This window comes from Novosphingobium sp. SL115 (assembly GCF_026672515.1).
In the GTDB taxonomy this organism is placed as follows: domain Bacteria; phylum Pseudomonadota; class Alphaproteobacteria; order Sphingomonadales; family Sphingomonadaceae; genus Novosphingobium.
Window position 1 is genome coordinate 2,630,087 of sequence record NZ_JAPPRG010000002.1, and the last position, 14,040, is coordinate 2,644,126.

Below are 14,040 nucleotides of genomic sequence, written 5' to 3' on the forward strand. Positions count from 1 at the left end.
ATGAAGCGCACTTCCAACCTTCAGACCGTCCCCTTCGAATGCCAGTGCGGCACCGTCCACAACACTGCCGACGGCAAGCTGCCGGTGGGCTGGACCACCCGCCACGGTGAAACGTGGTGCGCAGACTGCACCCGCGCTGGTGTCCCCATGCGCACCCTGTCGCGCAATCGCAGCTCCCGCCGGAAATGCGCATGATCGCCCTCGGCCCCCGCGAAATGGCCAAGGCCACCGCCGTCGCCGCGCTCATCTGGTCGGCACTGCACTTTGCCGAACGCGTGATCGCAGGCTTCGCCCGCTGCCCGCTGGAAGGATGCCTGCCATGGTAGCGCCCGCCATCACCGCGGCCCCCGCATCTCCCACTAAACCCGCAGTTAAATGGCGAGACACCGTGAACGACCGCCTTCTCCGCATCAGCGAAGTCATCGAAATAACCTCGCTTTCCCGCTCGCAGATTTACGCCATGGCAAAGAGAGGCGACTTCCCGAAACAAATTTCCCTTGGCCGCAAATGTTCACGCTGGCGCGGACAGGACATCGCAGCGTGGATAGCAGGCCAATAGGCCAAAGGGGCAAATCCCGTCGCGACGGCAGCGACGGATATCGACCAACTTACGCCGTTCCCAGTTCGCGGAGAAATGTCGGCTCTCGGCAGCGAAGCCGACCCCAATCTGCTGTAATGAACGGGCTAGCAGGCAAGGCTGGCCGAGTTTGGCCTGTCCGGTTACCGACGGGTAGCCGCAGATAGCTGCCATCGACATAGCTGTTCTATCGCATTGTCGACGAGAAGCAGGGCCAGCCTGTTATGCAGCGGGTGATCAACCGCAGTATGACGTCGGCCCGGTTAAGTTGTTCGGCAAGGGAGAGCAGTTTGTCCAAGGATCACATCAAACCACCCTAACATTCCGCTTCCGGCTTGCCACCGGCAGCCTTGGCGCGCTCGTTCACAATTTCGTGCATGGCTTGCAGGGTTATGTTGGGAACCTTGATGGCCTCATCGCAGAGAAGTGGGTCATAGATATACCCGACCCTCGGCTCATCCATGAATATGCCTGCGATGGAGACGCCTCGATAACTGGGCGATATGAAATTGTAGGCGTAGCGGTTTCCGGGAAGTTGCTCCTGCCCATGGTCAGGGCCGCCGATGGTGATCGGGCCGGGCGCGTAAGCGCCTGCGGTCATTTGGTAGCAATGGCCGAAAGGTGAGGCGAGGAGATTCGTCGCGAAACCGCCGACATCTTCGGCCGTCATGGGGTCGCTCAAGAGCACTTGGGAAAATAATCCTATAAAAGTGCCTTCCTCAGTTCGGGTATCGGTTAAACCGGCATTGGAACGTAGGACATTTTCAAATCCCTTATCAGAAATTGCCTGCTGACGCTGGATCCGTGCGAGTATGTGCCGATTTCCCAGCCAGTGCGCGTCTTGCGGTGCTGATACGCTGCCTCCGGTGATCTTGATAAGTGACGCACCGCCAGAATGGGAGGCGAGGATAAAATCACAGTTCTTTAGGCTGCAAGACCGCAAAATCCGGATCACGTCCTCCCGGCTACCACCTTGCCGGATGCGCGCTTTGGCCTCCCGGATGGCATCGAGCGCCCGGACCACGTTCCCGCAAAAAGCGACCGACATATCCAGATTCAACACGATGCCTTTGAGCTGCCCGGGAATGATATCATTTTTTCGCTGGTCAGGGTGATGCGTTATCATCGTGTCGGACAGGATGAGGATCCGCTCCCCGAACTTTCGCGCGACAACGAAGGTCATGCTGCTTTCCTGCTTCTAAGAAAGTTGACGGTCGTGGCGGCTACCCAACCTACCCCTCATTACCTAATTCCAAAATTCGCGATCAACGCTAGGCGTGCCACCAGTAGCTTTCAAAAGGCTCTGGGTCACATCTAGATTTTCGGCACAATGCCGCTCGTGTTATGCGTCTTGAGCCAGTCAATAGCGTCGATCGTGGAACGGCTGCTCGCGGCGGAGTGGCGGCGAGCGGCTTTGCGTCTTGGAAATGGCCGGTTTGGCGTAAGCTGACGTGCGGCAATCCAGTCGGGAACGGCAAATTTGTCCCAATAGCAGGGCTTGGTCTCAAGAATGAATTTATCCGCGGGGCTTAAAAACTCGGCCTGCCCATGCCTGTTGCAGCCCAACGGATCGGTTGGCCAACATGGATCTCCGGCGGCCACATATCCCGCGTCAAAATCACCGCCCAATCGCATGCCAACTCGCGCCGCCTCTCCATGTAGGCGGCGCGATTGTATGCGCCTTCCACCTTGTTCGACGGAGCGTGGGCAAGCATCAGATCGATTATGGCCCGATCAGGTGACGGCCCATTGTGTCCCCTCGCCCGCCACATGCGCTCGCAACGCTCGTTCATTATGGTTGAAAATGCTGCCCTGAAACCATGGGGAACATGGCGCTGATAGTATCCCGCCCGGATCAGCAACGCGCGCAATGTGTTCTCGCTCATGGGCTTTCGGACATGGCGCTCGCTGGGAAATACCAGCGGCAGATCGCCATTCACCATCGCAACTGCCTTAATTACGGCGACCGCTTCTGGCGACAACGGCACAAGATGATCCCCGTCTTCATCGGCTTTACGCTCGATATCGCCTTTCATGCGCCCCGCCGGAATGCGCCACAGCGGCGCTTCCCCGTCCAGATCCTCGAACTCATCCCACCTGGCACCGTGAATTTCGTTGGGCCGCACCGCAGTCAAAGCAATCAGGCGAAGCGCCAACTTTGTGGGTGCGCGGCAACGCTCCGCCTCGCAATCGACCAGCAGCTGCCGCAGCTTCGGTAGGTGAATAATCGCAGGCTGAGCTTTTGCCTTCGGCTTGCTCGGAATCGCAATTGCCAGATTTTGAGCCGGATCGACCGAAACTATGCCCAGCGCGATACCATATGTGAACACGGCGCTCACCCGTTGGCGAAGCCGGTGCGCCGTTTCAATCGCCCCCCGATCCACAACCACCCGCAAAATTTTGAATACATCCGGGGCGGTTACATCCGCCATGGCCATAGCACCCAAAGCCGGAAAAACGTCTGCCTCAAGGCTGGCCAGCACATCCGCCGCATGGACCTTGGACCAGCGCGTCTTCTGCAAGGTATGCCAATCTCGCGCCACTGCCCCAAAGCGCGGGCGCATATCGACCGGCGGTGGGGCACGTTCGAACAAGTCCTGCGGCTTCGGCTCGACACCTCGCGCCAGTAAGCCTTTCGCCTGATCGCGCGCCTCCCGCGCTTCCTTCAGCGAGATTGCCGGGTAGCTGCCGATGGTCAGCGTTTTCTGGACAGGTTTGCCCTGATCGTTTCTGCCAAACTGATAATTCATTCGCCACGAGCGGCCACCCGCCGACGAAACGTGCAGGTAAAGCTGCTGCCCATCGCTCAGCTTGTAAGCCTTACCTGTGGCCTTGGCGCTCCGAACCTTCGCGTCCGAAAGCACACTCATACCATAGATCCCGAATCGCATACCATGGATCACACCATAGCACGCCCCCAACGTATGAGAACAAATGTAGACTCATGCAGATAGACGGAACACGAAAACCCGCAGATTTCCGCCACTTTCTGGACACATGAACACAGATGAGGATGAGTGACTGGCGGAGAGGGTGGGATTCGAACCCACGGTACGGTTGCCCGTACACTGCATTTCGAGTGCAGCGCATTCGACCACTCTGCCACCTCTCCGCGAAGTGTCATGGGATGCCAGCAAGTGGCAGTGCCCGGTCGGGAAGCGCGCCGTTAGCGCAAGGAATCAGGCTTGCCAAGCAAAAATCTGATTGTGGTGTGGAAACAGTCCGCTTTGCACGCCGCCTTTCTTTGCAGGGCGCTTGTTTGCAGCGCACACCAAGCCTATATTACGTCTATGGACCGTGCGAGTTTCTTTTCGCCCCAGGCCGGCCGCGATATTTCGGCCCCTCCCGTTTCATCCGCGCGCTTTTCCATCGGGGATGTCGTGCGACACCGGATGTTTGCCTTTCGCGGCGTAATTTTTGATATCGATCCGGTGTTTGCCAACAGCGAAGAATGGTATCAGTCGATCCCTGAAGATGTGCGGCCTCCGCGCGATCAGCCGTTCTACCACCTGCTCGCCGAAAATGACGACAACAGCTATGTCGCCTATGTCAGCCAGCAGAACCTGCTGGCCGATTCGGACGCCGGGCCGATTGACCATCCATCGCTTGACGAAATGTTCGAAGGGTTCCGCAACGGGCGTTACCGCCTGCGCCGCAGCCTTTCCCACTGATGCTGTTTCTCACTTACGTGAAGCTTGGGCCTTGCAACAAGGTCCAAGCTTCACTGTTCAGTTCTTCAGCTTCCAGCCCGACCGCAGCAGCACATAAAGCAGCCCCGCCACCGCAAGGTTCAGCACGCCAAGGCCTATGGCCCCGTGCAGCACTGCCATATTGGTATCGCCAATGTCGCTTTGGCCAAGGAAGCCAAAACGGAAACCTGAAATCACATAGAAAATCGGGTTCATCCGGCTGACCGCCTGAAACGCCGGAGCGAGATTGTCGATCACGTAAAACGTGCCTGAAAGCATCGACAGCGGCGTGATAACGAAGTTGGTCACCGCAGCGTTATGATCGAACTTTTCCGCCCATACCGATGTCAGCACACCGATCAGCGACAGCAGGATCGCCCCCATCAGGCCAAACCACACCACCGCCCAAGGATGCGCCATGGACAGGCTGACCCCCGGCCACAGCAGCATTGCCGCCGCAACAGCCAGCCCCACCAGCACCGCCCGCGTTACCGCGGCGCCAACCAGTGCGGCCATCAGTTCGCCGGTTGAGATCGGCGGCATCAGATAGTCGACAATGGTGCCCTGAATCTTGCCACCCAGCAGGCTGAAGCTGGAATTGGCGAAGGCATTGTTTATCATACCCATCGCAATCAGGCCCGGCGCAACGAAGCTGGCAAAGTTCACGCCCAGCACCATCCGCGTGCCGCCATTGGCTCCGCCGCCCAGTGCCAGCGTAAATATCATCAGATAAAGCAGCGTGGTGACCGCCGGTGCCCAGATCGTCTGGGTCTGCACCTTGAAGAAACGGCGCACTTCCTTCATATAGAGGGTCCACAGCCCCAATCTGTTGAAGCTGCGGAAAACCGGCTGTCCGGGTGGGGTGAATGTTCCGGCTTTGCGGGAATAGGCCCCGTCACGGGGTTGCTGTTGATCGGCCATGTCCATCGCGGTATCGCGCGGGCGCGCCGATGGCAAGAATTTGAACGACCGGTTACTCCGGTTGCATGAAGGACGTTTTAAGGCATGAGCTGGACCGAAGAGCGGATCGAGAAGCTTACCAAGATGTGGGAAGGTGGCTCAACCGCCAGCCAGATCGCTGAAGAGCTGGGCGGCGTCAGCCGTAATGCCGTGATCGGCAAGGCACACCGGCTTGGGCTGAAAGCACGCCCGTCACCGGTAAAGGCCAACGACAAGACAGCCGAAGGCGCAAGCGCGGCACCTGCACCCGCGCCAAAGGTGGCAAAACCTGCCCCACCTGCCCCCGAACCCAAGATCGCAGCACCGCGCCCGGCTCCCACGCCACCGCCCGCGCCTGCCCCGCGTGCGCCCGCTCCGGAACCACGCCCGGTTGCCGCAGCCGCTCCTGCCACAACAGAAGCTGGCGATACTCCTGCTCCGGCGCCTCAGCCACGCATCGTTTCGGTCGGCCCCGGCGGCTTCCTCCGCCAGGGTCCGGGCGATCAGCAGGCCCCTATTCCGCCTGCCCCGCCACGCCGTCTTGTGCCTGCGCGCCCCAGCCCGGAAATCGCGGACAAGACCAGCCTGCTGGACCTGAACGATCGCATCTGCCGCTGGCCGATGGGCCACCCCGGCGAACCGGATTTCCACTTCTGCGGTGACAAGGTGAACCCCGGTTTCCCTTATTGCGTCGAACATTGCGGTCGTGCCTATCAGGCACAGTTGCCGCGCGGTCACCGCCGCGCACCGCCGCCCATGCCCTTTGGCGGACCGCGCGTCCGCTAATCAGGAAGAACACCTAAACGCGAAAGTCCGGGCGTCGGCGTGGTTAACACCACCCGGCGCCTGCCGTTCTTTGGCGTATGACATATGATCCTTCTGCGCGCGGCTCGCGCTCCCGTCTGCTCAAATGGCTTGGCATTTCGGCAGAAGCCGACGATGCCGAGGACGAAGCTCCGGCAGACCTCACCAATTTCCGCGATCCCACCGCGCGCGAAATCTGGCTGCCGGCCAAACGTCGCCTGCTGGGGAAAGTCGCGGATTTCCTGATCGACCATGACCTGGAAGTCATGCCGTGGACTCTGGAAATTGCCTATGATTATGTCACCGGGGCGAACCCGATGCTGGCCCAGTGCATTCTGGAACGCACCGAGGCCGGGCAACCGGTCACGCTGCAATGGCTAGAACAGATTCACCGCGAACAGCAGGGCGATGGCACAGCCGAAATGCTGGCTGCGCTGATGTCCCGGCTTGAAGAGAGTCTGGACGAATTTTCCCACACCACCACCAGCGCCCGCACCGCAACCAGCGAATATGGCGCAGCGCTGCAGCAACATGTCGATGATCTGGAACAGGTCAGCAAGGCGGGCGTGGTCATTACTGAACTGGCATCACTTGCCCGCGCGATGATGAGCCGCACGCGCGAAATCGAAAACCAGCTTCATGATTCCGAACAGCGTGCTATCACCTTGCAGCAGAGTCTGGAAGATGCCCGCCGCGTGGCGGACGAGGATCACCTGACTGGCCTGCCCAATCGCCGCGCTTTCGAAACCCTGTTCGACAAAGAACTGGAAGCGGCAAAGCGGGTGGGCGAAGGGCTGTGTGTTGCATTCTGCGATATCGACCACTTCAAGCGTATCAATGACACCCACGGTCATGCTGCGGGTGATCGTGTGCTGAAGGTAGTGGCCGAAACCCTCAACCGCATTTCAGATTCGCGCTGCCACGTTGCCCGCCATGGCGGAGAAGAATTCGCCGTGCTGTTCCGGGCACTCACTGCTGAAAAGGCATGGGAACGGCTTGATGCCGCCCGCGAGGAAATCTCCGAACGTCGACTGGTCAATCGTGCCACCGACATGCCTTTTGGCCGCATTACTTTTTCAGGCGGGATCGCCGACGTGCTGGCCTATGATACCAAAGGTGAAGCGCTTCGTGCTGCTGACGAAGCACTCTACGCGGCCAAGCAAGCTGGCCGGAACCAGATCCTGCTTGCAGATCAACAACCGCCGCCATTGCGCGACGCTGCCTGAGATCAACCGTATTGCGAATTCTGGCTGCGCTGGAACGCAAAGCGCGGGACTTTGCCTTCGATAATGCTTTTGCGCAGGCGCACACGCATTTCGTCAGCCCCTTCCTCGCGGGTGCAAACCAGACGTGTGCCGCCTGATGGCAGGGTTTCAATCGCGCTGATCGAAACGCCTGCCTGTTCACATTGCGACTGAACCTGCGCTTCAGGCAGGCTGACATTCATTGCACGGCTCATGCGCAGCACTCCCTGCTGGCGCGCAACTGCGCTTCGCCATCGTTAATGGCACGAGTCCATCCAGCAGCGGCCTTTGCGCCTTCAGCCAGTTGGAAATGCCGGATCGACAGTGCCTGCGTCTGCGCGTCGACCAGGTGGCGCGCGCGCATCTTTGCAGACGTGCTGGCCATCGCGTTCATCAGAAACTTCTGATGCTCGGAATAAAGAAGGTTGAGGTCCATGGCGGACTCCCACTGCGTAAGCGGGAGCGCACAAGTCTCTCAGCCGGTGATGCCTACATTGGGGGTTTCACCGATGTTTCAGCCATGCGCGCTAAACCGCGACAGGGCAACAGAAAAGGCCCCACCTTGCGGCGGGGCCTTTCCCTGTTCAGCCTGGCTGACGCTCGCTCAGTCGTCGGACTTGAGGAACGCCGGCATGTGGTCAGGAGCCGGGCCATCGTCACGGTCGCGACGTGGACGATCGCCGCCTTCACGACGGGGACCACGGTCACCACCTTCACGACGCGGACCGCGATCGTTGCCACGCGGGCCACGACGGTCACCACCACGATCAGGACGATCGCCGCGCGGTTCACGCGGTTCGCGGGCCGGACGGGTGTCTTCCAGTTCAGCGCCGGTTTCCTGATCGACAACGCGCATCGACAGGCGAACCTTGCCGCGCGGATCGATTTCAAGAACCTTGACCTTAACGGCCTGGCCTTCCTTCACCACATCGGTCGGCTTTTCGACGCGCTCGTTCTTCATTTCGGAAACGTGGACCAGACCGTCCTTGCCACCCATGAAGTTCACGAAAGCACCGAAATCAACAATGTTGACGACCTTGCCGTCATAGATCTTGCCGACTTCAGCTTCTTCGACAATGCCGAGAATCCATGCCTTCGCAGCTTCGATCTGGGCGGTGTCGGACGACGAGATCTTGATGATCCCTTCATCGTCGATGTCGACCTTGGCACCGGTGGTGGCCACGATTTCGCGGATCACCTTGCCGCCCGTGCCGATAACGTCACGGATCTTCGACTTGTCGATGGTGATCGTTTCGATGCGCGGTGCGTGTGCCGACAGTTCGGTGCGCGCTTCGCCCAAAGCCTTGGTCATTTCACCCAGGATGTGCGCACGGCCTTCCTTGGCCTGTTCCAGCGCCTTGGCCATGATCTCGCGCGTGATGCCTGCGATCTTGATGTCCATCTGCATCGTGGTGATGCCGTTGGCAGTACCGGCCACCTTGAAGTCCATGTCGCCGAGGTGATCCTCGTCGCCCAGAATGTCCGAAAGGACGGCGAATTCATTGCCTTCAAGGATAAGACCCATCGCAATGCCCGAAACCGGACGGTCGATAGGAACGCCTGCGTCCATCATCGAAAGGCAGCCACCGCACACCGTTGCCATCGACGACGAGCCGTTGGACTCGGTAATGTCGGACAGCACGCGGATGGTATAGGGGAAGTCTTCCTTCGAAGGCAGCACCGGGTTCAGCGCACGCCATGCCAGCTTGCCATGGCCCACTTCGCGGCGACCCGGCGCGCCAAAGCGGCCCACTTCACCAACCGAATAGGGCGGGAAGTTGTAGTGCAGCATGAAGCGCGAATACGACAGGCCATCAAGGCCGTCGATCATCTGTTCAGCGTCCTTGGTGCCCAGCGTGGTGGTGCAGATTGCCTGCGTTTCACCGCGGGTAAACAGCGACGAACCATGCGTGCGCGGAAGGAAACCGACCATGGCTTCGATCGGGCGGACCTGCGTAGTGGTACGACCGTCGATGCGGGTGCCGTCCTTGAGGATGGCGCCGCGAACGATGTCCGCTTCGACCTTCTTCATGGTCTTCATGGCAACCATCTGGGTCTGCGGCGTTTCGTCCGAGAACGCAGCCTTCGCCTTTGCACGCGCATCGTTGAGCGCGTTCGAGCGGGCCGACTTGTCGGTCAGCTTGTAGGCAGCGGCAACGTCCTTGCCGACGATGGTCTTGAGCTTCTTCTTGATGTCGGCAGTGTTGTCCGACAGATCAACGTCCCAAGGCTCCTTCGCGGCCTTTTCAGCCAGGCTGATGATCGCGCCGACAACCTTGCGGATTTCGTCATGCGCAAACATGACCGCACCCAGCATTTCGTCTTCGGTCAGTTCCTTGGCTTCCGATTCCACCATCATCACGGCGTTGTCGGTTGCGGCCACGACCAGATCGAGGCGGCCTTCGGCAACCTGCGACAGCGACGGGTTGAGCTGGTATTCGCCATCCTTGAAACCAACGCGGGCAGCGCCGATCGGCCCCATGAAAGGAACGCCGGAAATGGTCAGCGCAGCCGAAGCGGCGATCATCGCGACGATATCGGGTTCAGTTTCGCCGTCATAGCTCAGAACCTGGGCAATGACGTTGATTTCGTTGTAGAAACCTTCGGGGAACAGCGGACGGACCGGACGGTCGATCAGGCGGGAAACCAGCGTTTCCTTTTCCGTCGCGCCGCGTTCACGCTTGAAGAAGCCACCGGGGATACGCCCCGCAGCCGAGAACTTTTCCTGATAGTGGACGGTCAGCGGGAAGAAGTCCTGACCTTCCTTGACCGACTTTGCAGCGGTAACCGCGCAAAGCACAACGGTTTCGCCATACGTGGCGATGACCGCGCCATTTGCCTGACGGGCAACACGGCCGGTTTCCAGAGTGAGGGTCTTTCCGCCCCATTCCAGCGATACGGTTTTGACGTCGAACATTTCGTTTCCTTCAGCCCGCGGCCCTATTGCGCGCGGGGTTTTGCTGCCGGGGATACCGTCCCGGTCCGGTGTGGGGCCGCTTGTCGTGCCCCGAAGGCGCCTCGCCGAATTGCGAAGGTACCTAAACGCAAAAGCGGCCCACTTGGGGCCGCTTCGCTTGGTTACTTGCGAAGACCGAGCTTCTGGATGAGGTCGTTGTAGCGGGCCACATCCTTCTTCTTCAGATAGTCCAGCAGCGAGCGGCGCTTGTTGACCATCATCAGCAGGCCGCGACGCGAGTGGTTATCCTTATGATGACCCTTGAAGTGTTCGGTCAGGGTCTTGATGCGGCTGGTCAGGATCGCAACCTGCACTTCCGGCGAACCGGTGTCGCCTTCGGCGCGCGCGTGGGTTGCAATGACTTCCTGCTTGGCTTCAGCGGTAATCGACATGTGTTCTACTCCGCGACATCCGAAAGGTTGAACCCCCGCGATACTGTCAGGCTTCCGCCTGAAAGCTCCACCAGCGCGACCGGCACCATGCCAGCCCTCGCCCAGTAAAGCCCGTCATCGAAGGGCAATCCTGCCAGAACGCGGCCCTGACGGACCGCCCTTGCCTGCTCAGGATCGAGGTCTAGAGCCGGGATGTCGACCAGCCCTGCCTCCAGCGGCAAGAGTATGTGTTCAAGGGGCGCGCCTTTACCCACATCGTTGAGTTTGTCCAGCGAAATCGCCTGTTCGATAGCGAACGGGCCGGCCTTGAGGCGGCGCAACATCGTCACATGCCCGACGGTACCCAGCGCCAATGCAATGTCGCGCGCCATGCTGCGGATATAGGTGCCTTTGGACACGTGAGCAGTGAATGTTGCGGATTCAAGGGCTTGCGCGCTGCCTTCGGTGGAATCCAGCGTCAGCGAGTGAATGGTCACGGTGCGCGATTTCAGTTCCACGTCCTGCCCTGCACGCGCCAGATCGTAAGCGCGCTGGCCGTCAATCATCAATGCGGAGTAGGCTGGAGGCACCTGATCGATAGTTCCCTGAAAGGCACCTAAAGCGACATGAACGTCCGCGACCCCCGGCCGAACGTCACTGACCGCAACGATTTTGCCCTCTAGATCAAGGGTATCGGTCTGTTCTCCGAACTTCACTGTGAAGGCGTAAATCTTGCTCGCGTCCAACATCCGCCCGCACAGCTTGGTTGCCTCACCGATACCGATGGGCAGCACCCCTGTCGCCAGCGGATCGAGCGTGCCGCCGTGGCCGACCTTCACTTTGCCAAAGCCCGCCTGCCGCAGATTGCGCTTCACCGCCGCCACGCCCTGCGTCGAGCCAAGCTCCAGCGGTTTGTCGAGAATGATCCAGCCGTTGACCATGGGGTTACAGCGGTTCCGGCCCGGCGACGGCAGTGGCGAGCGCAGCAAGATGGCTGCCGATCCATTCCACCGGCGGGCCGACAACCCGTTCCACCAGCCGCAAATCGGGCGCAAGATACGGAAGAACCACGAGAATCAGAAACACCACGATCAGGCCATAAGGTTCGATCCGGCCATAGATGCGCGCGAGCGGCGCAGGCAGGACGCCCATAACGATGCGCGATCCATCGAACGGCGGAATCGGCAGCAGATTGAACGTGCCCAGAAACAGGTTCACGATCAGGAAATTACGTAGATTGTCGGCCACAAACAGCACGGCCATGCCCGGCTCAGTCGCGCCATCGGTTGCTCGCACCAATAGCCCCAGCGCCACGGCTGAAAACGCCGCCAACACGAAGTTTATCCCCGGCCCCGCCGCTGCCACCGCAACCATGCCCCACCTTGGATTGCGCAGTCGGCGGAAGTCCACCGGGACCGGCTTTGCCCAACCAAACACCGGCGCTCCGGTCAGTTTCAGCAGACCGGGCAGGATGATGGTGCCGAACGGATCGACATGGCGCAGCGGATTGAGACTGAGCCGCTTCTGCTCTGCCGCCGTAGGATCGCCCAGCGCGCGCGCGGTCCAGCCATGGGCGACTTCGTGGAAAACGATGGCAAGGATCATCGGGATCGCCACGGTGGCGATTGTCCAGATCAGGCTGTCAGGCGTCATGGTCAGTAACCCAATCTTTCGCGGTCCCGCTCAACAATAGAGAAGACCGCAGTGTCGCGCGGATGGCCGGTCCAGGTGACCATGTGGTTGCGCAAAATCCCTTCGAACGTCGCGCCAATCTTGCGACAGGCGGCCTGCGAGCGTTCATTGCGCACATCGACGCAAAGCTGAATCCGCTTGAGGCCACAGGCGAAACCGTGAGCGATCAACAGACGCTTCATCAAGCCATTAATCTTGTTCTGGCGGTAGCGCGGCGAAAGATAGGTATTGCCGATTTCAGCGCTGAGCCAGCGCGGATTGGCATCGATCCACGCGGTCATTCCCGCAAGATTTCCGCCCGAAACAATGGCGAAAGGCAGGCGGGCCGGGCTGGCCAGCAGCATGTCGAACGAAGCGTCGAAATGGTCGGGGCCATAGCTGATCCCATACATCTGCCAGATGTCGAGATCTTCGGCGCAGGCCGCCTTCAAGTCTGCGCGATGATCTTCGCGCAGCGGTTCAAGCCGCAGATCGCTCTGTTCCAGCACGCTCAGCAGGCCCAGCGGGTCATCCTTGATCATGCGCAATTTCCATCCATCGCGTCGCTGAAATGCCTGCGACATAGTGCAAGGTAGCGATCGTTGCCGCCAATTTCAGTCTGAGCGCCTGCCCGCACCGCCGCGCCGCTTTCATCGACACGCAGGTTCATCGTCGCCTTGCGTCCGCAGTGGCAAACAGCTTTCAGTTCCACCAGTGAATCCGCAATCGCCAGAAGCGCGCCTGCCCCTTCGAACAGTTCGCCCTGAAAATCGGTACGCAGACCATAGCACAGCACCGGGATACCCGCCGTATCGGCCACCCGCGCCAATTGCCAGACCTGATCCTTGGACAGGAACTGCGCCTCGTCCACCAGCACGCACGATAGCGGTTGCGCCGCATGGGCCGCAGAAATCCGCGCCCACAAATCGGTATTGGCATGGAAGCGATGGGCATCGGCGTGAAGGCCGATGCGGCTTTCAATCGCGCGTTCTCCGCCGCGATCATCCAGAGCCGCCGTCCACAGCATGGTCGCCATGCCGCGTTCACGATAGTTGAAGTCCGCCTGCAGCAGATTGGTCGATTTGCCCGCATTCATGCTGGCGTAGTAGAAATAGAGCTTGGCCACGAAGGCAGCCCTCAGCCTTCGCTCTCTTGCGCATCAATATCGCGCTGCACACGCGGGTCTGATAGCAGTGCGTCGATCCGGCTGGCTTCATCGAAGCTTTCGTCGGGCAGAAACTTCAGCCGAGCGGCGTATTTCAGGCGGAGACGCTGCGCCGTTTCACGCTGAAAGAAAGCGGTGTTCGTGCGCAACGCCTTGAGCACGATCTCCTCATCCTCACCCAGCAATGCCTTGATGAACACCGTGGCATGGCGAAGGTCGGGCGACATGCGCACTTCGGTGACCGATACGGTGTGCGCAGACAGCACATCGTCATGGACTTCCTGCCGGGACAGCAGTTCGGACAGGATATGGCGCACCTGTTCGCCCACTTTGAGCAGACGGACAGAACGGGTTTCGGGAGTGGCTTGCTGACGGGACAAGGACGTTGGAACTTTCGGATAATCTGTGCCGGAATGCAGCGTCAGGCCAGAACTGGCCCCGCCGCGTGTGGCAGCGGTATAGAACGTGCGCCCGCCGATTGCGAGTGTTTCGGGACATGAACGCGCAATGGCTGGCGCAAAGTCGTTGCCTGTCGCGCCATTGCGACAATTTCAGACATATTCTGACGAAGAGATTCGGCGATCCGTCCGTTGAGCCTGTGAACTGTCCGCCGACGTCCATCGC

General features: G+C 60.0%; 18 protein-coding genes and 1 tRNA gene. 6 read left to right on the forward strand and 13 right to left on the reverse strand.

Annotated features, from left to right (window positions below):
- The 3 genes from OVA07_RS14145 to OVA07_RS19165 are packed head-to-tail and all read left to right on the forward strand — an operon-like array spanning window position 1 to window position 559.
- Entirely contained in the window at window positions 1-195 is a 195-nt protein-coding gene (locus tag OVA07_RS14145) for a hypothetical protein (RefSeq protein ID WP_268172118.1), read from the forward strand.
- Window positions 192-326, forward strand: a complete 135-nt coding sequence (locus OVA07_RS14150; RefSeq protein ID WP_268172119.1) for a hypothetical protein — start codon at window positions 192-194, stop codon at window positions 324-326. The genes OVA07_RS14145 and OVA07_RS14150 overlap by 4 nt, the downstream gene beginning before the upstream one ends.
- Window positions 320-559, forward strand: coding sequence for a helix-turn-helix transcriptional regulator (locus tag OVA07_RS19165; RefSeq protein WP_442789653.1), 240 nt, complete (start codon window positions 320-322; stop codon window positions 557-559). Before OVA07_RS14150 ends, OVA07_RS19165 begins: the two co-directional genes overlap by 7 nt.
- Before the next feature lie 334 nt (window positions 560-893).
- Here OVA07_RS19165 and OVA07_RS14155 read toward each other — a convergent pair whose 3' ends face one another.
- The 3 genes from OVA07_RS14155 to OVA07_RS14165 form a co-directional block, all read right to left on the reverse strand.
- A complete protein-coding gene (locus OVA07_RS14155) occupies window positions 894-1,760 on the reverse strand; it encodes a hypothetical protein (RefSeq protein ID WP_268172121.1) in 867 nt (288 codons plus the stop codon).
- 346 nt (window positions 1,761-2,106) lie between these two features.
- Window positions 2,107-3,480: a tyrosine-type recombinase/integrase gene (locus tag OVA07_RS14160; protein ID WP_268172122.1), complete on the reverse strand. Its 1,374-nt coding sequence runs from the start codon at window positions 3,478-3,480 to the stop codon at window positions 2,107-2,109.
- 119 nt (window positions 3,481-3,599) lie between these two features.
- Window positions 3,600-3,689: transfer RNA gene (locus OVA07_RS14165), tRNA-Ser, on the reverse strand.
- A 178-nt stretch (window positions 3,690-3,867) separates the two neighbouring features.
- Here OVA07_RS14165 and hspQ point away from each other — a divergent pair.
- On the forward strand, window positions 3,868-4,248 hold the full coding sequence (hspQ, locus tag OVA07_RS14170; protein ID WP_268172123.1) for a heat shock protein HspQ: 381 nt from the start codon (window positions 3,868-3,870) through the stop codon (window positions 4,246-4,248).
- A gap of 57 nt (window positions 4,249-4,305) precedes the next feature.
- Here the strand turns inward: hspQ and OVA07_RS14175 are convergent, their stop codons facing one another.
- Entirely contained in the window at window positions 4,306-5,187 is an 882-nt protein-coding gene (locus OVA07_RS14175) for an ABC transporter permease (RefSeq protein ID WP_268172124.1), read from the reverse strand.
- Between the two features lie 84 nt (window positions 5,188-5,271).
- Between OVA07_RS14175 and OVA07_RS14180 the strand changes: the two genes are divergently transcribed.
- Both OVA07_RS14180 and OVA07_RS14185 read left to right on the forward strand, forming a co-directional pair.
- Complete coding sequence (locus tag OVA07_RS14180) at window positions 5,272-5,991, forward strand: GcrA family cell cycle regulator (RefSeq protein WP_268172125.1); 720 nt, start codon at window positions 5,272-5,274, stop codon at window positions 5,989-5,991.
- A 77-nt stretch (window positions 5,992-6,068) separates the two neighbouring features.
- Entirely contained in the window at window positions 6,069-7,235 is a 1,167-nt protein-coding gene (locus OVA07_RS14185; RefSeq protein WP_268172126.1) for a GGDEF domain-containing protein, read from the forward strand.
- Window positions 7,236-7,237: 2 nt separating this feature from the next.
- Here the strand turns inward: OVA07_RS14185 and OVA07_RS14190 are convergent, their stop codons facing one another.
- The 9 genes from OVA07_RS14190 to rbfA form a co-directional block, all read right to left on the reverse strand.
- Entirely contained in the window at window positions 7,238-7,468 is a 231-nt protein-coding gene (locus OVA07_RS14190; protein WP_268172127.1) for a hypothetical protein, read from the reverse strand.
- A complete protein-coding gene (locus tag OVA07_RS14195; protein ID WP_268172128.1) occupies window positions 7,465-7,689 on the reverse strand; it encodes a hypothetical protein in 225 nt (74 codons plus the stop codon). The genes OVA07_RS14190 and OVA07_RS14195 overlap by 4 nt, the downstream gene beginning before the upstream one ends.
- A gap of 168 nt (window positions 7,690-7,857) precedes the next feature.
- Window positions 7,858-10,170 (reverse strand): polyribonucleotide nucleotidyltransferase, encoded by a 2,313-nt coding sequence (gene pnp, locus OVA07_RS14200; RefSeq protein ID WP_268172130.1) that lies wholly within the window; start codon window positions 10,168-10,170, stop codon window positions 7,858-7,860.
- A gap of 161 nt (window positions 10,171-10,331) precedes the next feature.
- Window positions 10,332-10,601, reverse strand: a complete 270-nt coding sequence (rpsO, locus tag OVA07_RS14205; protein ID WP_268172131.1) for a 30S ribosomal protein S15 — start codon at window positions 10,599-10,601, stop codon at window positions 10,332-10,334.
- 5 nt (window positions 10,602-10,606) lie between these two features.
- Entirely contained in the window at window positions 10,607-11,521 is a 915-nt protein-coding gene (gene truB / locus OVA07_RS14210; protein ID WP_268172721.1) for a tRNA pseudouridine(55) synthase TruB, read from the reverse strand.
- 4 nt (window positions 11,522-11,525) lie between these two features.
- Complete coding sequence (locus OVA07_RS14215; protein ID WP_268172132.1) at window positions 11,526-12,233, reverse strand: site-2 protease family protein; 708 nt, start codon at window positions 12,231-12,233, stop codon at window positions 11,526-11,528.
- Window positions 12,234-12,235: 2 nt separating this feature from the next.
- Window positions 12,236-12,793, reverse strand: coding sequence for a GNAT family N-acetyltransferase (locus OVA07_RS14220; protein ID WP_268172133.1), 558 nt, complete (start codon window positions 12,791-12,793; stop codon window positions 12,236-12,238).
- The gene (locus OVA07_RS14225) at window positions 12,790-13,377 is read right to left on the reverse strand and encodes a thymidine kinase (RefSeq protein ID WP_268172134.1); all 588 of its coding nucleotides are present in this window, start codon (window positions 13,375-13,377) and stop codon (window positions 12,790-12,792) included. Before OVA07_RS14225 ends, OVA07_RS14220 begins: the two co-directional genes overlap by 4 nt.
- An 11-nt stretch (window positions 13,378-13,388) precedes the next feature.
- Window positions 13,389-13,796 carry a 30S ribosome-binding factor RbfA gene (gene rbfA, locus OVA07_RS14230; RefSeq protein WP_268172135.1) on the reverse strand — a complete coding sequence of 136 codons (408 nt, stop codon included), beginning with the start codon at window positions 13,794-13,796 and terminating at the stop codon, window positions 13,389-13,391.
- Between the last annotated feature and the right edge of the window lie 244 nt (window positions 13,797-14,040).